Annotated in this window: 24 protein-coding genes and 1 pseudogene; 2 read left to right on the forward strand and 23 right to left on the reverse strand. The window is 62.9% G+C overall.

The features are described from left to right. Positions 1 to 141: 141 nt before the first annotated feature. From B2S33_RS08600 to B2S33_RS08655, 12 genes are all read right to left on the reverse strand, one after another. Entirely contained in the window at positions 142 to 924 is a 783-nt protein-coding gene (locus B2S33_RS08600; protein ID WP_027914365.1) for a TatD family hydrolase, read from the reverse strand. A 27-nt stretch (positions 925 to 951) separates the two neighbouring features. Further along, positions 952 to 1,938, reverse strand: a complete 987-nt coding sequence (locus B2S33_RS08605) for a DNA polymerase III subunit delta' (protein WP_028687679.1) — start codon at positions 1,936 to 1,938, stop codon at positions 952 to 954. Further along, positions 1,931 to 2,563, reverse strand: coding sequence for a dTMP kinase (gene tmk / locus B2S33_RS08610; RefSeq protein WP_027914363.1), 633 nt, complete (start codon positions 2,561 to 2,563; stop codon positions 1,931 to 1,933). The genes B2S33_RS08605 and tmk overlap by 8 nt, the downstream gene beginning before the upstream one ends. 9 nt (positions 2,564 to 2,572) lie before the next feature. Further along, positions 2,573 to 3,766 carry an endolytic transglycosylase MltG gene (gene mltG, locus B2S33_RS08615; RefSeq protein WP_042139780.1) on the reverse strand — a complete coding sequence of 398 codons (1,194 nt, stop codon included), beginning with the start codon at positions 3,764 to 3,766 and terminating at the stop codon, positions 2,573 to 2,575. A gap of 4 nt (positions 3,767 to 3,770) precedes the next feature. After that, positions 3,771 to 4,586, reverse strand: a complete 816-nt coding sequence (gene pabC, locus B2S33_RS08620; RefSeq protein ID WP_027914362.1) for an aminodeoxychorismate lyase — start codon at positions 4,584 to 4,586, stop codon at positions 3,771 to 3,773. Next, positions 4,586 to 5,830, reverse strand: a complete 1,245-nt coding sequence (fabF, locus tag B2S33_RS08625) for a beta-ketoacyl-ACP synthase II (protein ID WP_023533084.1) — start codon at positions 5,828 to 5,830, stop codon at positions 4,586 to 4,588. Before fabF ends, pabC begins: the two co-directional genes overlap by 1 nt. Positions 5,831 to 6,017: 187 nt before the next feature. Continuing rightward, positions 6,018 to 6,254 carry an acyl carrier protein gene (gene acpP / locus B2S33_RS08630; protein ID WP_110606732.1) on the reverse strand — a complete coding sequence of 79 codons (237 nt, stop codon included), beginning with the start codon at positions 6,252 to 6,254 and terminating at the stop codon, positions 6,018 to 6,020. Between the two features lie 203 nt (positions 6,255 to 6,457). Continuing rightward, a complete protein-coding gene (fabG, locus tag B2S33_RS08635) occupies positions 6,458 to 7,198 on the reverse strand; it encodes a 3-oxoacyl-ACP reductase FabG (RefSeq protein ID WP_027914360.1) in 741 nt (246 codons plus the stop codon). Positions 7,199 to 7,213: 15 nt separating this feature from the next. Further along, positions 7,214 to 8,152 (reverse strand): ACP S-malonyltransferase, encoded by a 939-nt coding sequence (gene fabD, locus B2S33_RS08640; protein ID WP_080992890.1) that lies wholly within the window; start codon positions 8,150 to 8,152, stop codon positions 7,214 to 7,216. A 147-nt stretch (positions 8,153 to 8,299) separates the two neighbouring features. Next, on the reverse strand, positions 8,300 to 9,310 hold the full coding sequence (gene plsX / locus B2S33_RS08645) for a phosphate acyltransferase PlsX (protein ID WP_080992891.1): 1,011 nt from the start codon (positions 9,308 to 9,310) through the stop codon (positions 8,300 to 8,302). A 3-nt stretch (positions 9,311 to 9,313) separates the two neighbouring features. Then, positions 9,314 to 9,496, reverse strand: coding sequence for a 50S ribosomal protein L32 (gene rpmF, locus B2S33_RS08650; RefSeq protein WP_008096416.1), 183 nt, complete (start codon positions 9,494 to 9,496; stop codon positions 9,314 to 9,316). A gap of 13 nt (positions 9,497 to 9,509) precedes the next feature. Then, positions 9,510 to 10,037, reverse strand: coding sequence for a YceD family protein (locus B2S33_RS08655; protein ID WP_033728387.1), 528 nt, complete (start codon positions 10,035 to 10,037; stop codon positions 9,510 to 9,512). A gap of 95 nt (positions 10,038 to 10,132) precedes the next feature. Here B2S33_RS08655 and B2S33_RS08660 point away from each other — a divergent pair, with 95 nt between their 5' ends. Continuing rightward, on the forward strand, positions 10,133 to 10,711 hold the full coding sequence (locus B2S33_RS08660) for a Maf family protein (RefSeq protein ID WP_027914356.1): 579 nt from the start codon (positions 10,133 to 10,135) through the stop codon (positions 10,709 to 10,711). 44 nt (positions 10,712 to 10,755) lie between these two features. On the opposite strand, the gene B2S33_RS08665 is transcribed toward B2S33_RS08660, so the two are convergent. From B2S33_RS08665 to rluC, 3 genes are read right to left on the reverse strand one after another with little or no spacing between them, the layout of a single operon-like run. Then, entirely contained in the window at positions 10,756 to 11,745 is a 990-nt protein-coding gene (locus B2S33_RS08665; RefSeq protein WP_111475462.1) for a S49 family peptidase, read from the reverse strand. Positions 11,746 to 11,751: 6 nt separating this feature from the next. Beyond that, a complete protein-coding gene (locus B2S33_RS08670; protein ID WP_110606731.1) occupies positions 11,752 to 12,426 on the reverse strand; it encodes an HAD family hydrolase in 675 nt (224 codons plus the stop codon). Continuing rightward, on the reverse strand, positions 12,416 to 13,372 hold the full coding sequence (gene rluC / locus B2S33_RS08675; RefSeq protein WP_023533098.1) for a 23S rRNA pseudouridine(955/2504/2580) synthase RluC: 957 nt from the start codon (positions 13,370 to 13,372) through the stop codon (positions 12,416 to 12,418). Before rluC ends, B2S33_RS08670 begins: the two co-directional genes overlap by 11 nt. 794 nt (positions 13,373 to 14,166) lie before the next feature. Between rluC and B2S33_RS08680 the strand changes: the two are divergent. Continuing rightward, positions 14,167 to 17,375: pseudogene (locus tag B2S33_RS08680) on the forward strand (Rne/Rng family ribonuclease). 112 nt (positions 17,376 to 17,487) lie between these two features. Here B2S33_RS08680 and murB read toward each other — a convergent pair. The 8 genes from murB to B2S33_RS08720 form a co-directional block, all read right to left on the reverse strand. After that, entirely contained in the window at positions 17,488 to 18,507 is a 1,020-nt protein-coding gene (murB, locus tag B2S33_RS08685) for a UDP-N-acetylmuramate dehydrogenase (protein WP_028687684.1), read from the reverse strand. Beyond that, the gene (locus B2S33_RS08690) at positions 18,504 to 18,968 is read right to left on the reverse strand and encodes a low molecular weight protein-tyrosine-phosphatase (RefSeq protein WP_028687685.1); all 465 of its coding nucleotides are present in this window, start codon (positions 18,966 to 18,968) and stop codon (positions 18,504 to 18,506) included. The genes murB and B2S33_RS08690 overlap by 4 nt, the downstream gene beginning before the upstream one ends. After that, complete coding sequence (kdsB, locus tag B2S33_RS08695) at positions 18,968 to 19,729, reverse strand: 3-deoxy-manno-octulosonate cytidylyltransferase (RefSeq protein WP_023533083.1); 762 nt, start codon at positions 19,727 to 19,729, stop codon at positions 18,968 to 18,970. The genes B2S33_RS08690 and kdsB overlap by 1 nt, the downstream gene beginning before the upstream one ends. Then, positions 19,726 to 19,911 carry a Trm112 family protein gene (locus B2S33_RS08700; protein ID WP_003247142.1) on the reverse strand — a complete coding sequence of 62 codons (186 nt, stop codon included), beginning with the start codon at positions 19,909 to 19,911 and terminating at the stop codon, positions 19,726 to 19,728. Before B2S33_RS08700 ends, kdsB begins: the two co-directional genes overlap by 4 nt. A 42-nt stretch (positions 19,912 to 19,953) precedes the next feature. Beyond that, on the reverse strand, positions 19,954 to 20,955 hold the full coding sequence (gene lpxK / locus B2S33_RS08705) for a tetraacyldisaccharide 4'-kinase (protein WP_288650167.1): 1,002 nt from the start codon (positions 20,953 to 20,955) through the stop codon (positions 19,954 to 19,956). Further along, positions 20,955 to 21,389 (reverse strand): ExbD/TolR family protein, encoded by a 435-nt coding sequence (locus B2S33_RS08710; protein ID WP_028687688.1) that lies wholly within the window; start codon positions 21,387 to 21,389, stop codon positions 20,955 to 20,957. Before B2S33_RS08710 ends, lpxK begins: the two co-directional genes overlap by 1 nt. After that, positions 21,386 to 22,021 (reverse strand): MotA/TolQ/ExbB proton channel family protein, encoded by a 636-nt coding sequence (locus tag B2S33_RS08715; RefSeq protein ID WP_023533075.1) that lies wholly within the window; start codon positions 22,019 to 22,021, stop codon positions 21,386 to 21,388. Before B2S33_RS08715 ends, B2S33_RS08710 begins: the two co-directional genes overlap by 4 nt. Positions 22,022 to 22,082: 61 nt before the next feature. After that, a partial coding sequence (locus B2S33_RS08720; RefSeq protein ID WP_288650168.1) for a DNA internalization-related competence protein ComEC/Rec2 occupies positions 22,083 to 23,656 on the reverse strand: 1,574 nt, incomplete at its 5' end.

The following is a 23,656-nucleotide window of genomic DNA, read 5'->3' on the forward strand; positions in this document are numbered from 1 at the left end:
GGCCTCCTGAAGTCGCGATCTGCGGCGCCTGAACTACCGCGCGCTTAGAAGCAAGAGCAAGAGCAAGAGCAAGAGCAAGAGCAAGAGCAAGAGCAACTGCAGCTGCAGCTGCAGCTGCAGCGTTAACTCAGAGTATGCGGCTTAGCAAACCCTTGCCAACGGAAACAACCGCTTGAAGTTTGTAGTGGTCTGCTCAGCCAACTGTTCATAGCTGACACACCGTAATGAAGCCACATATTCAGCGACTTCCCGCACATATTGAGGCAGGTTAGGTTTACCCCGATAGGGAATCGGCGCCAAATACGGCGAGTCGGTTTCCACCAGAAGCCGATCCGTCGGCACCTGCCGCGCCACCTCCCGCAACGCCTCGGCATTACGGAACGTCACGATCCCCGAAAGCGAGATGTAATACCCAAGATCCAACGCCGCCTTGGCCATTTCCCAGTCTTCGGTAAAGCAGTGCAGAACGCCTGCCTGCGGCAAGTTCGCCTCACGCAACAGCGCCAAGGTATCGGCACGGGCCGCTCGGGTATGGACGATCACCGGTTTTCCCGTCTGCCGCGAAGCTTCCAGGTGCAAGCGAAATGACGCCTGCTGCAGTTCGGCAGCTTCCGGCTCGTAATGGTAATCCAGGCCGGTTTCACCGATCGCCACTACATGGGGATGGGCCAATTCGGTCAACAGCCAGTCCAGGGCAGGCGCTGCACCCGGCGCTAGGTCCAGCGGGTGAACGCCTACCGAGCAATCCACATCGCTGTATTGCTCGGTCAACGCTTTGACTGCGCCTGCATTTTCGGCACTGACACCGATGCACAGAAAGTGCCCGACACCCCGAGCGCGTGCTGCCTTCAAGGCAGCATCGAGCGAACCCCCGTGGGCGCTGAGGTCAAGGCGGTCAAGATGGCAATGGGAATCTACAAGCATGGGTACACACACGGATAAGGATTAAAGTCAGCGCCCAGTTGGCAGTTGTAGCCAATGGGCCAGCAACGATTCGATCAGCAAAGCACGGTTCAGGTTCGCCTTGCCCAGCACTTTCTGACGCTGCTCAAGGATCCAGGCCTGAACCTCGAGGACGTTCGCCGGACGGCTCTTTTGCGCAAGGTATTGCACCACCTTGCGCATGTCGGCCATGCCGAGCCCATCATCGTCCTGGGTCAACTGGTAACGCAGGATCAGCTGGGCCCAGTCGAAAAACCAATCGAACAGCAACAACAACGGCACGGCTGTCCAGGCGTCGGCCAACTGACTGGGCGACTGCTGCTGCTTGAGCAGCTTCTTCACACCGTCGGTCACCAGGGCACGCTGTTCATGCACGCCGTGTTGATGAAGACTCAGGGCCAACAGCGGCGAGCCGGCAGACAAGGTCAACAGATCGTCACGCCGGGCCTCATCAGTCTCCGGCAAGGCGCTGGCCAGCCAGGCATGGCTCTGGGCCTTGGTCGGCTGTGGACAGGTGACCTGCTGGCACCGGCTCTTGATGGTAGGCAGCAAGCGGCTGGGTTGGTGGGTCACCAACAGCAGCACCGTGTCGCCAGAAGGCTCCTCCAGGCTTTTGAGCAGCGCATTGGAGGCGTTCACGTTCATCGATTCGACAGGCTCGATCATGACGACCTTGCGCCCGCCCAACTGCGCGGTCTGAGCGACGAATGCAACCAGTTCACGGACCTGATCCACCTTGATTGGCTTGTCCAGCTCTTCAGGCTCAAGCATGAAGTTGTCAGGGTGACTACCGGCCTTGAGCAAATGGCAGGACTTGCACTGGCCACAAGGCAGCGTGCCATTAGGCCGCTGGCACAGCAGCCGCGCCATCAGACGCTCGGCCAGATCACGCTTGCCTATCCCCTTGGGACCGTGCAGCAGATAGGCATGGGCATGCTGGGCGCGGCCAGCCAGTTGCTCCCATAGCGTCTGCTGCCAAGGATAGGCATCAGCCACGGCAGCGCTCCACGATACCTGGCAGCAATCTGTCCAACGCTTGCTGAACGTTCGCCAGCGACTGCGACGCATCCAGCAACGTATAGCGTTGGGGTGCCGCAGCTGCGCGTTCCAGGTAGGCGCGACGGACCGCCTCGAAAAACGCCTGCCCTTCCTGCTCGAACCGATCCAGCCGCCCTCGCGCTGCGGCGCGGGCCAGGCCTACTTCGACTGGCAGATCAAACACCAACGTCAGGTCAGGGCGAAGGTCGTCCTGCACGAACTGCTCAAGCGTCGCGATACGGTCGACGGGTAAGCTGCGCCCGCCCCCCTGATAGGCGTAAGTTGCATCTGTGAACCGGTCACACAGCACCACCGCCCCACCCGCCAGCGCCGGTCGGATCACCTGTGCAAGGTGTTGAGCGCGTGCAGCGAACACCAACAAAAGCTCGGTATCGGCGTGCATCGCCTCATCGCTCGGCGACAGCAGCAACTCACGAATCTTTTCAGCCAGTGGCGTGCCGCCTGGCTCGCGGGTCAGCACCACGTCCAGCCCTTGCTCGCGCAGCCGGGCAGCCAGGTATTCCCGGTTGGTGCTCTTGCCCGCGCCTTCGGGGCCTTCCAGTGTAATAAACAAGCCGCTCACATACAGTCCTTATTGGGGGGCGTCGGGCGCCGACGGTTCGGTCGCCCGATCGCCATCGACCTTACCCTGTTCAGGCGCAGCGGCCGGAGCAGATGCATCATCCGATGCTCCCGCCTCAGGCGCCTGAGATGAACCGGACGGCGCCACATTGTCCGAGGGGGTTGGCTGCGCAGTGCCGGGGCTTGAGCGGTAATCTGCCCGACGCTTGAGCTGAAACTCGCGCACAGCAGAGTTGTGATCGTCCAGGTCATCGGAAAAGACGTGGCTACCGTCACCGCGCGCGACGAAGTAAAGGCTGGTGCCATCTGCCGGGTTCAACGCCGCATGGATGGCCTCACGGCCGACCATCGCAATAGGTGTCGGCGGCAGCCCAGTCATGGTGTAGGTGTTGTAAGGCGTCGGCTGGCGCAAATCAGCGCGTGTGATGCGGCCGTTGTAACGCTCGCCCATGCCATAGATGACCGTTGGATCGGTCTGCAGCATCATGCCCAGGCGCAGACGGCGGACGAAGACGCCTGCGATCTGCCCGCGTTCCTGTGGAATGCCGGTTTCCTTTTCCACCAGCGAGGCCATGATCAGTGCCTGATAAGGATCACGATAAGGCAGGTCGCGGGCGCGCTCCGCCCACTCGCGCGCCAGCACCTCTTCCAGGCGCATGTAGGCTTGCTGCAACAGTTCCACATCGCTCATGCCGCGCACGAAGCGATAGGTGTCCGGAAAGAAGCGGCCCTCCGGGAACACGCCAGCGTGCCCCAGCTTTTCCATGACTTGGGCATCGGAGAGGCCATCAAGTGTCTGCTTGATCTTTTCGTGCTTGGCCACCGCCGCGCGCACCTGGCGGAACGTCCAGCCTTCGACGAGGGTCAGGTTGTATTGCACCACGTCGGCCCGCTGCCAGGCGTCGAAAAGCTGTTTCACGGTCATGCCGGGGGTCAGGCGATACTCGCCCGTATGCAGCGGCACGCCGGCCATGTTGAAGCGCCAGTACAACCTGAGCCATAGCGCGTCGTCCAACAGCCCCTCTTGTTGCATGCGGTAGAACATGCGATTGGGCGTAGCGCCATTGGGCACATCCAGCAGGCGCTCCTGTGCCACATGCACAGGTTGATCCAACACCGAATGGACCTTCCAGGCCGACCAGCCAAGGGCCAGGCCCATGACGATCAGGCACATTTCCAGCAGCAGCAGGAATTTACGTCTCACGAATTCAGGTTTCCAGTAACGTACGGGCAACGGCCTGCAACGTTCGGGTGAGCGGGCCAGGCAGCCAGTTTAGCGCGCCTGCAGTGCGGACGGGCCAGATGCCGTAAACGCTATTGCAAACGAATGCTTCATCAGCCTGTCCGAGCTCATCGAACGCCAGGTCACGCACTTGCACAGGGATATTCATCAGCTTCGCCCGCGCCAGCAGTGCGGCGCGCATCACGCCCGCTACCCCGCAGCGATCAAGCTTGGCAGTAAGAAGCGTGCCTTGCTTGACCAGGAACAAATTGCTGTAGACACCCTCGATCAGCCGGCCCTGACCGTCACGCATCAGGCCTTCGGCGTATTCGCCGCCCTGCCATTCGGACCGTGCCAGCACCTGCTCGAGGCGGTTGAGGTGTTTGAGCCCTGCCAGTAAGGGTTGTTCCCCGAGCCGGGTCTGGCACATGAACAGGCGCACGCCCAACTCGGCGTGTTCGGCTGGGTAGATGGGCAACGGGCTGGCTTGCAGGATGCGCCGCGCCACGACGCCAGATGCGGGTGCATACCCGCGCTGGCTGTCACCGCGGGTCAGGATCAGCTTGGCCACGCCCTCACCCAGCTGAGCGGCATAGCGTCTTACTTCATCGGCCACCAGGGCCACGTCGGTGGCGATGGACAGGCGCTGACAGCCCAGTGCCAAACGCGCCATGTGCTCATCCAGCAGCGAGGGCTGCCCCTTGCGTACAGCGAAGGTCTCGAACAGACCATCCCCATACGCCAACCCGCGGTTGTGCAGGTTGATCGCAGCCGCAGGCGTGCCATCGACCCAGCTTTGCATCACTCGGCGAACCGGCGGAACACCAGGGAGCCGTTGGTGCCACCAAAGCCGAACGAATTGGACAGCACGACATCGATCGGCATGCTGCGGGCCTGGTGCGGCACGAAGTCCAGGTCACAGCCTTCGTCCGGCTCATCCAGGTTTATGGTCGGCGGCGCCATCTGGCTGTTGATCGCCAACACACTGAAGATGGCCTCCACCGCACCGGCAGCCCCCAGCAGGTGCCCGGTCATCGACTTGGTGGAGCTCACGGCCAGCTTGTAGGCGTGCTCGCCGAACACGCGCTTGATGGCTGCCACTTCGGCCAAGTCCCCCGCCGGCGTCGAGGTGCCGTGGGCGTTGATGTAGCTGACCTCCTGCGGCTGCACGCCGGCATCGCGCAGGGCATTGACCATGCAACGGGCTGCGCCTTCGCCCGATTCGGGTGGCGACGTCATGTGATAAGCATCACCGCTCATGCCAAACCCTACGAGCTCGGCGTAGATCGTTGCACCCCGTGCCTTGGCGTGCTCAAGTTCTTCGAGCACCAAGGCACCGGCACCGTCGGACAGGACGAAGCCGTCACGGCCTTTGTCCCAGGGGCGACTGGCCCGCGCAGGCTCATCGTTGCGGGTGGAAAGCGCGCGCGATGCGCCAAACCCGCCCATGCCGAGCCCACAGGCGGCCATTTCAGCGCCGCCGGCGATCATGACGTCAGCCTCGCCATGCGCAATGTTGCGCGCAGCCATGCCGATGCAGTGGGTACCGGTGGTGCAGGCGGTGGCGATGGCGTAGTTCGGCCCTTGTAGGCCCAGGTGGATCGACAGGAAGCCGGAGATCATGTTGATGATCGAGCCTGGCACGAAGAACGGCGAGATGCGCCGAGGGCCTGCGTCGTGCAATGTACGGCTGGTCTCCTCGATATTGGTCAGGCCGCCGATGCCCGAGCCCATGGCCACGCCTATGCGCTCACGGTTGGCGTCGGTCACTTCCAGGCCGGCGTTGCGCACTGCCTGAAAACCGGCTGCCAAACCGTATTGAATGAACAGATCCAGCTTGCGAGCCTCTTTGGCCGACAAGTACTGTTCAACCTCGAAGCCCTTCACCGAGCCACCAAAACGGGTGGAGTAGGCAGAAAGATCCGTATGCTCGATCGGACCGATGCCACTGCGGCCAGCCAGAATGCCCTGCCAGGTGCTCGGTACATCGGTACCCAGTGGCGACAGCATGCCCATACCGGTGACCACGACGCGTCTACGCGACACAGTACTCTCCTTTTCTAATGACAGAGTTTCTTGCCATTGCATCCAGTTGGACGGAATGAAATGGCAACAAGCTCTCGATGCGGGGCCTGGCAGCCGACAAGGCGACAGCCAAAGCTTGCAAAGAAAAAACCGCACGCCAGTCAAGGCAGTGCGGTTTTTCCCGACAAGAAGCGTCGACTACAGCGTCTTAGGCCTGGTGGCGGTTGACGTAGTCGATGGCAGCTTGAACGGTAGTGATCTTCTCGGCTTCTTCGTCAGGAATCTCGGTCTCGAATTCCTCTTCCAGAGCCATCACCAGCTCAACGGTGTCAAGCGAATCGGCACCCAGGTCATCGACGAAGGACTTCTCGTTAGTCACTTCTTCTTCCTTGACGCCCAGTTGCTCGGCGACGATTTTCTTGACGCGTTCTTCGATGGTGCTCATACCTAGTTTTCACTCCTAATGGATATATGTCAGGCAGCTGGCCGGTGGCTAATTTTATAGAAGAACGTCCGCTTTTCAAGCTCAACGCGCCTTCAGCCTAGTCCCACGACCAGCCCCCTGGAATCTGATTGCAGCTTTATAACGGATTTTAGGCTCGCAGTATGACTCTTTTTTTACGAAATCCGTCACATTGAACGGCGATATTACATGTACATACCGCCATTGACGGGCACGGTTGCGCCCGTCACGTACGCTGCGCCGTCAGAGGCCAGGAACGAAACCACCTTGGCGATTTCATCTGCCTGACCCAGGCGGCCCAGCGGAATCTGGGTCTGCAGGGCTTCGCGCTGCGCTTCTGGCAGCTCGCGGGTCATGTCGGTATCGATGAAACCCGGAGTGACCGAGTTCACGGTGATACCGCGCGAGCCCACTTCACGCGCCAGGGCGCGACTGAAGCCTTCCAGACCGGCCTTGGCCGCAGCATAGTTGGCCTGCCCAGCGTTACCCATGGCGCCGACCACCGAGCCGATGCTGATGATACGGCCCCAGCGCGCCTTGGTCATGCCGCGCAACACGCCCTTGGACAGACGGTAGAGGCTGTTCAGGTTGGTATCGATGACATCGAACCACTCGTCGTCCTTCATGCGCAGCATCAGGTTGTCACGCGTGATACCCGCATTGTTCACCAGAACGGTCGGCGCACCGAACTGCTCGCCGATGGCCGACAGTACCGAATCAACCGATTCGGCGCTGGTCACGTTCAGCTCCATGCCGGTACCGGCAATACCATGTTCCTTCAGGGTCGCGGCAATACGCTCGGCACCCGAGGCCGAGGTCGCAGTACCGATGACGGTGGCGCCTTGGCGACCCAGTTCCAGGGCGATGGCCTGGCCAATGCCACGGCTGGCGCCAGTGACCAGTGCAACTTTACCTTGCAGGCTCATGCAAGCTTCTCCAAATCAGGCCAGTGCCGCACGCGTGGCGGCAACGGCGTCAGGGGTGTTGAGGTTGTAGGTGGTTACGCCATCGGCGCAGCGCTTGTTGAGGCCAGCCAGGACCTTGCCCGGACCGCACTCGACCAGGTGCACCGCACCGTTGGCAGCCAGCGCCTGGACGCACTCGACCCAGCGCACGGGCTGGTACAGCTGGGCCAGCAGATCACGCTTCAGCGCCTCCAGATCGGGTGCGATGGCAGCTGTCACATTCTGCACAACCGGAATCTGTGGCGCCTGCCACTCGATGGCATTGACCGCAGCGGCAAATCGTTCGGCCGCAGGTTTCATCAGCGCGCAGTGCGACGGTACGCTGACTGCCAGCGGCAAGGCGCGCTTGGCGCCTTTTGCCTTGCACAGCTCCATGGCCCGGTCCACGGCGGCCTTGTTACCGGCGATCACCACCTGGCCCGGCGAATTGAAATTGACCGCGCTGACGACTTCGTCCTCAGCCGCTTCGGTGCAGATCTGTACCACGACGGCATCGTCCAGCCCCAGGATTGCGGCCATGGCACCGTGCCCGGCAGGCACGGCTTCCTGCATCAACTGGCCGCGGCGCTCGACCAGGCGAACGGCGTCCTTGAGGCTAATGCTGCCCGCTGCGACCAGGGCACTGTACTCGCCCAGGCTATGACCCGAGACGAATGCAGGCTTGGCGCCACCCTCCTCAAGCCACAGGCGCCACAGCGCAATGGAAGCGGTCAGAATGGCCGGCTGCGTTTTATCGGTCTGATCGAGTTGCTCTTGCGGACCTTCCTGAACCAGTTTCCAAAGGTCGTAACCCAGCGCCTCGGAAGCTTCCTTGAAGGTCTCGATGATCACCGGCTTCTGCGCGCCGAGCTCGGCGAGCATGCCCAGCGACTGGGAACCTTGACCTGGAAAGACGAATGCGAGAGATGCAGACATTGAACAAGCCCTTATGATCTTGTCGTCGGATAGAGGCGCCTGGCGCATGCCAGGCGCAGAATCTGAACATTTGGATGAAGACCGAAACCGTGCGGTCACATTTAAGCATTTCGTCGGCAAGACCGCTAAGTGCGGGCTCGCATCACATTACGTGAGCAAATCCTCCAGGCGACCATGGAGGCGCTTGGGCAAATTCTCCTGAATTTCGATCAGGGCCCGCTGGATTGCACTCTGAAAGCCCTCCACGCCTGCCGCGCCGTGGCTTTTGACGACGATGCCCTGCAACCCCAGAAAGCTGGCACCGTTGTGCCGCGCCGGGGCCAGATCAGCCTGCACACGCTTGAGCAGCGGCATGGCCACAGCGCCAGCCAGGCGCGACAACAGCCCGCGCCTGAACGCTTGCTCGATACGCTGCGCAATCATGGTAGCCAACCCTTCGCTGGACTTGAGCAGGATATTGCCAACGAAACCGTCGCAGACCACCACGTCCGCTGCCCCTTCGTACAAGCCGTCACCTTCGATGAAACCGACGTAATTGAGGCCGCGAGCCCCTTGCAACAGGTTTGCCGCCAGCCTGACCTGCTGATTACCCTTTATGTCTTCGGTGCCCACATTCAGCAGTGCCACTCGCGGGCGCTGCACGCCCAGCGACTGCGCCGCCACCGACCCCATCACCGCAAACTGGTAAAGCTGCTCGGCCGTGCAGTCGACATTGGCGCCAAGGTCAAGCAGCTGGCAGTAGCCGGTGCGTGTCGGGATGGCGGCTACCATGGCTGGACGATCGATGCCCGGCAGCGTTTTGAGCACGCCACGAGACAGCGCCATCAGGGCCCCGGTATTACCGGCGCTGACACAGGCCTGGGCCTTGCCGTCACGCACCAGCTCCAAGGCAACACGCATGGATGAATCCGGTTTGCCGCGCAATGCCTGTGAAGGCCGCTCGTCCATACCGATCACTTCTGCGGCACCGAGAATGTGCAGGCGCGCGCGATCGGCAGCTGAATAGCCGCTGACAAGTTCTTCCAAGAGGGAGGGTTGACCGACGAGGGTCAGGTGAAGCGAGGGGGTAGCCGACAGGCAGGCGATGCTAGCCTGGACAATGCTGCGGGGACCGAAGTCCCCGCCCATTGCGTCGATCGCGATGATCTGAGCGGACAAGGATTACTCGTCAGCGCCCTTATCGATCACTTTGCGACCACGGTATACGCCTTCTGGCGAAACGTGGTGGCGCAGGTGCACTTCGCCGGTGGACTTCTCTACCGACAGCGCGTTTTCCGACAGGGCATCGTGCGAACGACGCATGTCACGGGCAGAGCGGGATTTTTTGTTCTGCTGAACAGCCATAATTGATTAACTCCTAAACGTTTGGGTCACGCTTTAACTGCGCCAAAACACTGAACGGGTTGGACCGCGATACCTCGTCCTTGCTCGAGTCGGGCTCGTCTGCGCCCGCCGGCTGCTGGCATTCTTCCGGATGATGAGCAGGCACGATGGGCAAGGCGAGCAACAGCTCTTCCTCGATCAGCGCCTGCAGATCCAATGGATCTTCGCCCAGTTCCAGCACGTCATAGCCTTTCGGCAACGACTGGGTATTCGCACCCTCCTTCACCACGGCGTAGGTACACTCGCTGTGGATCGGCAGGGTGACCAGCTCAAGACAACGCTGGCAAACCATCTTGACCTCGACATCCAGCTCGCTGTGGATAACCACAGTGTGCTGTTCGTCTCGTTCAAAATCGAACTTCGCCTGCACCGTACCGACATCGTCGGAAAGCGGGTCGCAGAGTCTTTCCAAATCAGCGAGTGGTAGCGAACCGCTAAGGGTTACGCCACGATCAGCCAATTTGCGCGGGTCAACGTGAGGTGGAATCGGGTCATTCAACATAGGCGCAGCATTCTAGGGATGCCCCCCGTCCCTGTCAAAGGAATTTGGTGGCATCGTGCGTGATAGGATGGGTTCAACCGAATCAGGAGCTTACCATGCTTGCACTGTTACTGGCGTCCAGTTCCCTTTATCGCCGCGAACTGCTTGCGCGCCTGCGCCTTCCGTTTACCTGGGCAAGCCCTGACATAGACGAGACGCGCCAGCCGCAAGAGCCTGCAATCGACCTGGTCCAGCGCCTGGCCATGCAAAAAGCCCAAGCCCTTGCGGGCAGCCACCCAAACCACCTGATCATCGGCTCGGATCAGGTCGCGGTGCTAGGCGAGCACATTCTGGGCAAGCCCCACACGGTCGAGCGAGCCTGCGAACAGCTGCTCGCCTGCAGTGGCCAGCAGGTAACGTTCCTTACCGCACTGGCGCTGCTCAACAGCGCCACCGGGCAGTGCCAGGTGGACTGCGTGCCGTTCACCGTGAAGCTGCGGACGCTGGACCGAGAGCGTATCGAACGCTACGTGGCAGCGGAAATGCCCCTCGATTGCGCCGGTAGTTTCAAGGCCGAAGGGCTTGGCGTGAGTTTGTTCGAAAGCACCGAGGGGTGCGATGCGACCAGCCTGGTGGGGCTCCCACTGATACGACTCGTCGACATGCTGGCCCTGGAGGGAGTGCGTGTACCATAGCCAAACCGGGGGGTCGTGCACCGACCCCATAGAGGCGACTGGGCTTAACGCAATTGCGGGCCCTGGAAACCCATCCACATGGCCAGGCGCTCTGCCACGCTGGCGCCCATGCGCTTGGAGAAACGGTCCAGTGGCGATTCCTGCACGGTGAAATCCACCAGATCCTTTTCGCCCACCACCTCACGCGCCACATAGCTGGCACTGCCCAGGCCATCGATCAGGCCAAGCGCCTTGGCCTGCTCGCCGGACCAGACCAGGCCGCTGAACAGCTCCGGGTGATCCTTGTCCTTGAGTCGCTCGCCCCGCCCCTGCTTGACCATGGCGATGAACTGGTTGTGGGTGGTGTCCAGCACGCCCTGCCAGAACTGAGTCTCCTCAGGTTTCTGCGGTGAGAAGGGATCGAGAAACGCCTTGTGCTCACCGGACGTGTAGAGCCGGCGCTCCACGCCAAGCTTGTCCATGGCGCCAACGAAACCATAGCCCGCAGCCGTCACGCCAATCGACCCGACCAGACTGGCCTTGTCGGCATAGATCTCATCAGCGGCACTGGCGATGTAATAGGCTCCCGACGCACCCAGGTCGGCGATGACGGCGTACAGCTTGATGCCAGGGTGCTCGGCACGCAGGCGGCGAATCTCGTCATACACATAGCCTGCCTGCACGGGGCTGCCGCCCGGGCTGTTGATGCGCAGGACCACGGCCTTGGTCTTGCTGTCCTTGAAGGCATCGCGCAGGCCCTTGACGATGTTGTCGGCACTGGCAGCCTCCTGGTCGGCGATGACCCCGCGTACCTCCACCAAGGCTGTATGACTGGCACCGCCCGAGGCAGCCTTGTCCATGTCGGCCCAGGGCAGGAACAGCGCCAGGATGCCGAAGAGATAGATGAACGTCAGCAGCTTGAAAAAGATACCCCAGCGTCGCGACCGGCGCTGCTCCTGGATCCCCGCCAGCAAGGTCTTTTCCAGCAGCTTCCAACTTTTGCGCTCCTCGCGCTCCTCGGGCTCGGCCTCGGGGGCCTTCCATTCGCCTGCCATGCTCACCTACCTCGAAAATGAACCTGCGGAACCAGACAGCCACTCGCGCAGCTGGCCAAAGTGATCGATACAAACCTGCGGCCCGAACTCGGCCAGCGCCTGGAGCGACATTGCGCCATAACCCACGGCGACGCAGTGCATCCCCGCGTTACTGGCCATCTGCAGATCGAACGCAGAATCTCCGACCATCAGCGCACGACCCGGTTCGACGCCGCAATGGTCGAGTATTTGTTCGAGCATCAGTGGGTGGGGCTTGCCGCGCGTCTCATCGGCCGCACGCGTGATATCGAAAAACCGCTCAAGGCCGTTGGCCTTGAGCACCCTGTCAAGACCGCGGCGCGCCTTGCCGGTAGCCACCGCCATTCGATAGCCCTCGGCGCGAAAGGCCGCCAGCGATTCGACAACGCCATCGAACAGCGGCGAAGGCTGTTGATCGAGCGCCGTGTAGATATCGGCATAGTGCTGACGAAAACGCTCTACCTGCTCAGGTGGCAGACGCGGATAAAGGGTGTGGATCGCCTCGGCCAACGACAGCCCGATGATCCCCTTGATGGCCTGCTCCTGACTGGGCGCGTGGCCGGCGCGCTCGGCAGCAACCTGCATGGCCTCGACGATGCGCCCGACGGAGTCGGCCAAGGTGCCGTCCCAGTCGAAGATCAGCAGCGCGTAGTCACGGCGCACTCAAACGCTCCACGGTCTTGGCCCACATTTCATCCACGGGCGCCTCCAACTTGAGCTCCCCACCATCCGGAAGCGGCACCGTCAGCGCATACGCGTGCAGGAAAAGACGCTTGCCGCCCAGCTCGCGGATTTCGCGACTGAAATCTTCGTCGCCATACTTGCTGTCGCCTGCGATCATGTGCCCGGCATGCAGGGCATGCACGCGAATCTGGTGGGTACGGCCCGTGATCGGGCGCGCCTCCACGAGGGTGGCGAAGTCGCCGAAGCGGCGCAGTACACGGAACAGGGTCAGCGCCTCCTTGCCTTCGTCGTTGACTTCGACCATGCGCTCGCCTGAGCGCAGGTTGCTCTTGAGCAGCGGTGCATTGACTTGTTTCTTCGCGGTTGGCCAGTGACCGCGCACCAGGGCCATGTAGCGTTTGTCCACGCCATCCCCGCGCAGCGCAGCATGCAGATGGCGCAGCATGCTGCGCTTCTTGGCGATCATCAGCAGGCCCGAGGTGTCCCGGTCCAGGCGATGCACCAGCTCCAGCTCCTTGGCATCAGGGCGCAACTGACGCAGCGCCTCGATCACCCCAAAACTCAGCCCGCTACCGCCATGCACGGCGATCCCGGCAGGCTTGTTCATCACGATCAACGCCTTGTCTTCGTGAACGATGGCGGCTTCGAGCCGCTGCAGCAGCCCCTGAGCCACCGGCGCCGGCTCGTCGCGCTCAGGCAGTCGCACGGGCGGAACCCGCACGATGTCGCCCGCCTGGATCTTGTACTCGGGCTTGACCCGACCTTTGTTCACTCGCACCTCGCCCTTGCGCAGGATGCGATAGACCAAGGTCTTGGGCACACCCTTGAGGGCTGTGATGAGAAAGTTGTCGATACGCTGGCCGGCAAGTTCCGGCGCGACTTCAATCAGCTGGACGCCGGAAGTCGGAGAGGTATTGGTTGTCATGGCGCAATCATACAATTTTTATGGAATTGAAGCACTTAATCATTGCTGCTATAATCGCGAACGCCGCCATAAGCGGCAGGCCAGTGGAATCAGGCTGTGCGCCAGTCACTGACCTACGCAATTCTCCAGGACGCGAGGCCGTCCTACGGGGGTTCGCCAGTTTACCGAATTGCCTGGAATCGCCACCAGCGCCGTGTAGAGAAGACCGAAAATAAACGACAAGTGCGGTGTCAAACCTGCTTACACGCTTCTTTTCGCAGTACCTCTGCCCGCCCGTCGCTTCCACGCAACCCATGGCGAATGCCTCGGAAATACCTGCCTTGGACATGAATGGCGCCAGCGCAGAATCGCGCTGGCGAAAAATGCAACCCGTTGCGGATTCAGCGCGCGGCAGCACCCGAATTATCAGGGATACGTGCAGGGTGGAGATGCACAGCCCTCGGACCGTGTAGCACCGCGTCCGGCCACCAGCCCCATCGTAAGGCTGGCGAGCGGATAAGGTCCTGAAAAGATGCCCCTGGGCGTCCACGGCTGAAGGTTGATTCCTCCTCCTGACTGAGTGCACCAGGCCCGCTTGGTTGATTCGGATAACAATTCGAAGCCTCCGGGGCCTTGTTGGCACCGCAGCAAAACAGGACGCGTCGTCGCGACAACGGCAGGCTGGGCAACCGGCTGGTGCCGAACGTCGCTCGACACGGGGGTGGTTAACCACCCTTTGCGCACCTTGGCACCGACCATGAGACGTCGTGTGTGCCGAACGCCGTTTCCGGCAGCCCGGAAACCGACGGTACAACATGAAAAGAATGCTGATTAACGCCACTCAACCCGAAGAGTTGCGCGTAGCCCTGGTGGACGGCCAACGCCTCTACGACCTGGACATCGAGTCCGGTGCACGTGAGCAGAAAAAGGCCAACATCTACAAAGGCAAGATCACTCGCATCGAACCTAGCCTCGAAGCCGCCTTCGTCGACTTCGGTTCCGAACGTCACGGCTTCCTGCCGCTGAAAGAAATCTCCCGCGAATACTTCAAGAAGGCCCCTGAAGGCCGCGTCAACATCAAGGAAGTGCTCAGCGAAGGCCAGGAAGTCATCGTCCAGGTCGAGAAGGAAGAGCGCGGCAACAAAGGCGCCGCCCTCACCACCTTCATCAGCCTGGCCGGCCGCTACCTGGTGTTGATGCCCAACAACCCACGCGCCGGCGGCATTTCCCGTCGCATCGAAGGTGAAGAGCGCAACGAGTTGCGCGAAGCGCTCAATGGCCTGACCGTACCAGGCGACATGGGCCTGATCGTTCGCACCGCCGGCCTTGGCCGCAGCAGCGAAGAGATGCAGTGGGACCTGGACTACCTGCTGCAACTGTGGACCGCCATCAAGGAAGCCTCGCTGGACCGCGCCGCGCCGTTCCTGATCTATCAGGAAAGCAATGTCATCATCCGCGCCATCCGCGACTACCTGCGCCAGGACATCGGCGAAGTGCTGATCGACAGCATCGATGCCCAGGAAGAAGCCCTGACCTTCATTCGCCAGGTCATGCCGCAGTACGCCAGCAAGGTCAAACTGTACGAAGACAGCGTCCCGCTGTTCAACCGCTTCCAGATCGAGAGCCAGATCGAAACCGCGTTCCAGCGCGTGGTCGAGCTGCCATCAGGCGGTTCGATCGTGATCGATCCGACCGAAGCGCTGGTGTCCATCGACATCAACTCGGCACGCGCCACCAAGGGCAGCGACATCGAGGAAACCGCGCTGCAGACCAACCTGGAAGCGGCCGAGGAAATCGCCCGCCAGCTGCGCCTGCGTGACATCGGCGGCCTGATCGTGATCGACTTCATCGACATGACCCCNNCATCTCGCGCTTCGGCCTGCTGGAAATGTCCCGTCAGCGCCTGCGTCCGTCGCTGGGCGAAAGCAGCGGCATCGTCTGCCCGCGCTGCTCGGGCACCGGCATCATCCGTGACGTGGAATCGCTGTCGCTGGCTATCCTGCGCCTGATCGAAGAAGAGGCCCTGAAGGATCGCACTGCCGAAGTCCGTGCCCAGGTGCCGATCCCGGTGGCCGCCTTCCTGCTCAACGAGAAGCGCAATTCCATCACCAAGATCGAGCTGCGTACCCGTGCACGCATCATCATCTTGCCGAACGATCACCTGGAAACCCCACACTTCGAAGTCCAGCGCCTGCGCGACGACAACCCTGAAGTACTGAACAACCAGTCCAGCTACGAAATCGCCGCCAGCGAGACCGAAGAAGCGCCACAGCCGACCGCCACCCGCACCCTGGTTCGCCAGGAAGCCGCTGTGAAAACCGCCCCGGCCCGTGCGAACGCACCTGTGCCTGCCACCGAGCAGCCACAGCCTGCGCCAGCCGCCGCCCCTGCCCCAAGCGCCCCGGAGCCCAGCCTGTTCAAGGGCTTGGTGAAGTCGCTGGTGAGCCTGTTCGCTGGCAAGGAAGAACCTGCTGCCGCGCCTGTCGCCCCTGCCGCTGAAAAGCCGACTACCGAGCGCAGCCCGCGCAACGAGGAACGCCGTAACGGACGACAGCAGAGCCGTAACCGTAACGGTCGTCGCGACGAAGAGCGCAAGCCGCGTGAAGAGCGTGCCGAGCGCGCCCCGCGCGAGGAACGCCAGCCACGCGAGGAACGTGCTGCGCGTGAAGAACGTGCACCACGAGAAGAACGTGCCCCGCGCGAAGAGCGTGCACCACGCCAGTCGCGCGAGGACCGTCGCGGCAACCGTGGCGAAGAGCGCGTGCGTGAACTGCGCGAGCCGTTGGACGCTACACCGCCAGCAGAACGCGAGGAGCGTCAGCCGCGTGAAGAGCGCGTAGCCCGCGAAGAACGTGCTCCACGTGAAGATCGCGCGCCTCGCGAAGAGCGTGCTCCGCGTGAAGAGCGCGCCCCACGTGAAGAGCGCGCACCTCGCGAAGAGCGTGCTCCGCGTGAAGATCAAGCGCCTCGTGAAGAGCGTGCAGCCCGGGAAGAACGCGCCCCGCGCCAACCTCGTGAAGAACGTCAGCCACGCACGACCGAGGAAGCAGCAGAACACGCCGCCGAGCTGGCCGAAGAGCAACTGCCGAACGAAGAGCAACTGCAGGATGAGCAGGACGGCAACGATGGCGAGCGTCCGCGCCGCCGCTCGCGTGGCCAGCGTCGCCGCAGCAACCGTCGCGAGCGCCAGCGCAACGCCAATGGTGAGTTGATCGACGGTGAAGAAGAAGGCAGCGAAGAGCAGCCTCAACAGCGCCAGGCCACCGAGCTGGGCGCAGAGCTGGCCGCAGGCGTCGCGGTGACCGCTGCGGTTGCGACCAGCAACATCAGCACCGACGCCGAGGCCCAGGCCAATCAGCAGGCCGAGCGCGCTACCGCCGAAGTCGCCGCTGTTGCCCCAACCGACAGCAGCGAAATCGCCCAACCGGTCGAGCAGGCTGACGCTGTGGCCCAAGCAGAAGCGGCCGCCGTGGCCCCGGCGGTCGAGCAGCCAGTCAGCGAGCCAGCGCCGTTTGTCGAGGCCTCGGCCGAGCCAGTGGTTGAGGTCGTCCCGCAGCCGGCAATTGAACAAGCCTCCGTTGCTGAGCCAGCCGCGGCCACCGAAACCGCAGCCGTTGAAGCCCCGGCAGACGTTCAGGCACCTGAAGCGCCAGTCACTGAAGTACCTGCAGAAGCCCCGGCTATCGAAGCCGGCGAAATCGAGCAGGCACCTTCCGTGATCGAGGTTGCCCCGGTAGCCGAACAGCCCGCCCCGGCGGTCGAGGCCCAGCCAAAGGTGGCCGAGCCAGAGGTTGTGGCCGAGCCTGAAACGGCCGCGCCTGAGCCTGAGCCAGCAGCCGCCGCAGCCGCCGTGGCAGAGCCTGCCACCGTCATGCTGTCCAACGGCCGCGCACCAAACGATCCACGTGAAGTGCGTCGCCGCAAGCGTGAGGCTGAGGCTGCCGCCAAAGCCGCCCAGGCTACCGCCACTACCGACGCGCCAACGTCAGAGACCGCCGACGAGCCGAAAACCCATCAGGGTTGATAGCCAAGGCTGAATGAAAAAGCCCCGCCAGTGCGAACTGGCGGGGCTTTTTCTTGGCCGGGCGTTTACCCTTATGGACGGACACGGCGCCTGGACGACGCTGTAGGCAGCATCAATAAAGATTGGGCTCCATCTCGAGCTCAACCCCGAACCGCTCCAGGATGTCGGCCTGGATTCGCCGCGCCAGAGCGTGCATTTGCGCCCCGCTCGCCTGGCCATGGTTGACCAGCACCAGCGACTGCAGGCGATGCACCCCGGCATCGCCTTCGCGATAGCCCTTCCAGCCCGCCCGCTCGATCAGCCAGCCCGCTGCCAGCTTCACTTGGCCATCGGCCTGAGGGTAGGCAATGACATCTGGATGCTGCGCACGAATGCGCTCAACCACCTGCGCCGCGACCACGGGGTTCTTGAAGAAACTCCCGGCATTACCCAGCTCGGCCGGATCAGGCAATTTCTCACGACGAATACTGCAGATAGCATCACTGATGGCCTGCGCAGTGAGCACGGTGCTGCCCTGCTCGGCCAGGCGCTGACGCACCGGGCCGTAGTCCAAGCGCGCCTGCAAGGTGCGACTCAAGGCGAAACGCACACGCAGTATCAGCCAGCGACCAGGGTTACGCTTGAACAGGCTGTCACGGTAGCCGAACGCGCAGTCGGACAAGGCGAAGTCACGGACTTCACCCGTCTTGCGGTCCAGCGCGGTCAAGCCAGCGAAGACATCCTTGATCTCGACGCCATAAGCGCCCACGTTCTGCATGGGTGCAGCGCCTACTGTGCCGGGAATCAGGCTGAGGTTCTCCAACCCGCAAAACCCCTGCGCGAGCGTCCATTGCACAAACGGGTGCCAGGCCTCACCCGCCTCGGCCTCGACCACAACGTGTTCGCCATCGTCAGTGAGCACGCGACGACCCTGGGTTGCGACGTGCAGCACCAGGGCATCGACATCGCGGGTCAGCAGCAGGTTGCTGCCCCCACCGATCACCAGCACCGGTACACCCTGCTGCTGCGCACCGTCCAGCGCCTGACGCACCTGCAGGTCGTCTTTGGCCTGGATGAAATAGCGCGCTTTCACGTCGATGCCAAAGGTGTTGTACGGCTTGAGCGAGACCTGCTCCTGCCAATGCTCGGTCATAACCGCCCCTTGATTTCCACGACCAGCGCTTGGCAGGCGGTTTCGATCAGGTCGAGCACCTGCTCGAAGCCGTCGGCACCGCCATAGTACGGATCTGGCACTTCATCGAGCGCAGAACCGTAGCGGCGCAAAAACAGGTCGAGCTCACCCACTGCCGTGGACGGGCGCAGGGCACGCAGATCGCGCAGGTTGCTCTGATCCATCGCCAGGATCAGGTCGTACTCGGCGAAGTGCGCCACCTTGACCTGCTGGGCACGCTGCTTCGACAGGTCGTAGCCACGTGCCAGCGCGGCCTTGAGGGTGCGGCTATCGGGCGCCTTGCCAACGTGCCAGTCGCCCGTACCGGCCGAGGCTACCTGCACCTGATCGGCAAGCCCTGCGGCCTGCAGTTGATGACGCAGCACGCCTTCGGCAGTAGGCGAGCGGCAGATGTTGCCCAGGCACACGAACAGAACGCGCATTAGGCCTCCAGCAAGCGCCGTACGCGCTCCAGGTCTTCAGGGGTGTCCACGCCCACGGCGGGGGCCTCGATGGCATCTTCAACATGAATACGCACGCCGTGCCACAACGCACGCAGCTGCTCCAGCGCCTCGGTCTGCTCCAGCCAGCATGGGCCCCAGCCGACGAAATCATGGAGGAAACCAACCCGATAGGCATACATGCCGATATGGCGACGGTAAGGCACACCGGGTGGCAGATCCTGGCCTTTGGCAAACGCATCGCGGGCCCACGGCAGCGGCGCACGGCTAAAGCTCAGGGCCAGGCCGTTCTTGTCGCTCACCACCTTGACTGCGTTGGGGTTGAACACCGCTTGCGGTTCGTGGATCAGCTCGGCCAAGGTCGCAATACCGGCTTGCGGGTTAGCCGCCAGGTTGGCGGCCACCTGGTCGATGATCACTGGCGGAATCAGCGGCTCGTCACCCTGCACGTTGACCACGATGGCGTCGCTGGGCAGGCCGAGCTGCACGGCCACCTCGGCCAGTCGGTCAGTGCCGGATTCATGGTCGACGCGGGTCATCAGCACTTCGGCGCCAAATGCCTGGCAAGCTTCGTAAATGCCGGCATCGTCGGTTGCGATGACGACACGGCTGGCGGCACTTCGGCGCGCCTGTTCCCACACGTGTTGCACCATTGGCTTGCCGGCGATGGGCAGCAGGGGCTTGCCTGGCAAGCGCGTGGAGCGCAGGCGGGCTGGAATGACGACAGTGAAATCCAGGCTCATTTGTCCAGGCGCTCATCATCGGTCAGGGTACGTGCCTCGCTTTCCAGCATGACCGGGATACCGTCGCGAATGGGATAGGCAAGGCCGGCGCCCTTGCTGATCAGCTCGGTCTTGTCGGCGCTGAGCTTGAGCGGGCCCTTGGTGATTGGGCAGGCCAGGATATCGAGCAGTTTGGTGTCCATAAAAGGCTTCCTTTGGCCAGATGGCCGACATTGAAAACGGGATCAGGGCTTGGGTAGCAAACGTTGCAACTGCAGGTCGAACCAAGTGCCAAATGCCGGCGTGGGTTGGGCTTCCACAGCCAGGTACCACCAGTTCTCGGCGGCGAAAGAGCGGCACTTCACCGCATCCTTCTCGGTCATGACCAGCGGCAGTGGCGGTGTGAAGGCAAGGTTCTGGGCACTGAATTGTGCGTGGTCGGCAAAGGGGTGCGGCAGCGGCTGCCAGCCTAGCCCTTGCAAGGTATTGAAGAAACGCTGCGGATTACCGATGCCGGCCACTGCATGCAGACGCTGGCCGGCGGAAAAATGGTCGAGTGCCCGGCGCTCGCCCGTGCGCAGGTTGACCAATGCGCTGGGCTGCAGGCGAAAACCAAAGCCTTCGGCAGTGTCTTGCTCCGCGCCATTGAACAGGATCGCGTCGGCCGCCTTCAGGCGCTCGACAGGCTCGCGCAAGGGGCCGGCCGGCAGGCATCGGCGGTTGCCCAGGCCGCGAGCGGCGTCGATCAAGACCAATTCCAGGTCTCGCGCCAGGCGGTAGTGCTGCATGCCGTCGTCACACAGGATCAGGTCCAGGTGTTCGCTGGCCAGCAGGGCCTGCACCGCACGGGCGCGGTCCGGGTCGATCATCAGCGGCACACCGGTACGCTGCACGATCAGCAGCGGCTCGTCGCCCGCCTGCTCGGCAGCCTGATCGGCCGTGACCCGCCAAGGCAACTGCGGCGGCTTGGCGCCATAGCCACGGCTGACCACCCCTACCCTCAAGCGCCGCTGGCGGCAGTGCTCGATCAGCCAGAGAATCATGGGGGTCTTGCCCGTACCGCCGACGGTGATGTTTCCCACCACGATGACGGGCACCGGGGCGCGGTAGCTGGTCCGCTGGTCGTTGAGAAAACGACTGCGCTTGCGTTTGACCACCCAGCGGTACAGCGCTTCCAGCGGACGCAGCAACGCCAGTGCAGGATGGCCGGTGTACCAGGCAGCAAGCAGGCGATCGGCTAGTGTCATCAGGGTGTGCTCTGGGCCGCCTCGACGGTGGTCATGCGCAACTGGCTGAAGCCGAGCTTGCCGGCGGCATCCATTGCGGTGACCACAGCCTGGTGCGGGGTCTTGCCGTCGGCACTGATGGCCAGGGGCAGTGTGTTGTCGCCACCTGATTCACGCTCGATGGCCTCGCTGAGGGTGGCCAGGTCGCTCTTGGGCAGCAGGTGGTTATTCACTGAATACACCCCTTCGGCACTGATGGTGATCTCTACCAACTTGCCCTCATCGCCCGGTGCCCGCTCGGCGCTGGCCGCTTCGGGCAACTGGACGCGCAGCTGGGTTTCGCGAGTGAACGTGGTGGTGACCACGAAGAACAGCAACAACACGAACACTACGTCGATCAACGACGCGAGGTTGATGTCGATGTTCTCGCGCTGGCGATTGCGCCGAAACTTCACGCCTTGCCTCCCGCCACTTCCACCTCGCGGTCCCCCTGAATCACTTCCACCAGTTTGATCGCCTCCTGCTCCATGCCCACCACCAGCTCATCGATGCGGCGCAGCAGGAAGCGGTGGAAGAACACCGCCGGGATACCGACCATCAGCCCGGCTGCGGTGGTTACCAGGGCCTTTGAAATACCGCCCGCCAGCACCGAGGCGTTGGCGGTCATCTGCGACCCCATGAACGCGCTGAAGATGTCGATCATGCCCAGCACGGTGCCCAGCAGGCCCAGCAGCGGCGCCATGGCGGCAATGGTGCCCAGCGTGCTGATGTAGCGCTCCAGCTCGTGGATGACGCGCGAGGCGGCTTCCTCGATGCACTCTTTCATGATTTCGCGACCATGACGCGAGTTGGCCAGCCCTGCCGCGAGGATCTCCCCCAGGGGCGAGTCGGCACGCAGGGCCTTGAGCTTGTCACTGGTCAGTTGCTTGTCCTTGATCCACATCCACACCTGGCCCAGCAGGTGAGGCGGACTGACGCGACTGGCGCGCAGGGTCCACAGGCGCTCGACGACGATAGCCATGGCGGCGATGGAACTCAGAATGATCGGCAGCATCATCCAACCGCCTGACTTGACCAATTCCCACACAGTAGAAGCCCTCTGGAAAAGGTCGCCACTTTACCATAGGCGCGCCAGGGGCTCATCAGCATTAACCACCCCTGGCGTCACGCCAGAACCGACGCTGGCTGCGCATACCCTCGACCTTTCCTTGCACACCGAGCACCAGATGCAACGCCCCCTCCACCGCCGTGTCGTGAAGGGTCATGCCATGCCTGCGATAGCGTTCGACCACCTGTGCATGGGGATGCCCGAAGCTGTTGTTGCGCCCGCGGGATATCAGTACCCCACGCGGGGCTGCAGCGCGGATGAAGGCTTCGCTCGACGAACTGCGGCTGCCGTGGTGAGGCGACTGCAGCCAGTCGATGCGTGGTGAGTCCATGGCAGCCAGCCACGCACGTTCGGCCCCCGCCTCCATGTCCCCGGCCAGCAGCAAACGCTCGCCCGACGCCTCGACCAGCAACACGCAGGAGCGGTCATTGCTGGTGCGCGCATCCGCCCAGCGCCACAGGGAAAAGCGCACGCCGTCCCACTCCCACTGCTCGCCACTGACGCAAGGCTGTAACTGAACCGCTTCCAGCGGCTCACCGCCAATCGCCCGCCTGATCGGCAGCCCGCGCCCGATTGCACCTGCACCGCCGGCGTGATCGGCATGGGCGTGACTGACCACCAGCAGATCCAGGCTGTCGACCCCCAACTTGCGCAAGGTGGGCAACACGACCCGTTCACCCAGATCGCTTTCACCCCTGGCTGGACCTGCGTCATACAGCAGACTGTGCTGCCGGGTACGCAGCAACACCGCCAAGCCTTGGCCCACGTCCAGCTGCCACACCTCGACTTGGCCATCCGGGACAGGCTCGCGAGGTGCCCAGAGCGCCACGAGCATCACCGCACCCAACCCACGCAGCGGCACACCCCGTGGCAGCAACAGCAGCAGTGCACCCAGGCAGACCAGCAGCCAGGCCCACAACGGCAATGCGGGAGGCACCCATGCCGGGCGCTGCTGGGCGACCAGCGCCAAGGCGCGAAACAAGATATCCAGCAGGCCGCCTACCAGCCACAGCAAGGCCTCACCTGCGCTTCCCAAGGGCAGCAACAAGGTGCCCAATAGCGCCAGCGGCAATACCGCCAAGCTCACCCACGGCACCGCCACCAGGTTGGCCAGCGGGGCACTCAGGCTCACCGGCAAGCCCACCGCCAGCAGCACTGGGAGCAGCCCGACGGCGATGACCCACTGCGCTCGCGTCCAGGCCTGCCAGGGTTGCCAAGCCCCTAGCCGGGCACTGAAGGTGTAGATGAGCGTGGCCACGGCGCCGAATGACAACCAGAAACCTGGAAGCAGCGCTGCCAATGGCTCGAACAGCAGTACGGCAACCAGCGCAAGTAACAAGGGGTGAAACGCACCCAGATGACGAAAGCGCAGCCGCCACAGCAGCACCACGGCCAGCATCAGACAGGCGCGCTGTACTGGCACCCCTGCCCCAGCCAGCCAGCCGTAGGCCAGCGCCGCACTCATCGCCAGCGCACAGGCCCAAGGCAGCCACGGCACCCGGGCCGGCCACAGCCCCCAGCGGGCCAACCACGCGACCACGGCGTAGAGCAGACCCGCCACCAGACCGATGTGCTGGCCCGAAATCACCAGCAGGTGCACGGTGCCGGTTGCCT

Source organism: Pseudomonas sp. UBA5568, from assembly GCF_002425525.1.
GTDB classification, from domain to species: Bacteria; Pseudomonadota; Gammaproteobacteria; order Pseudomonadales; family Pseudomonadaceae; genus Aquipseudomonas; species Aquipseudomonas fulva.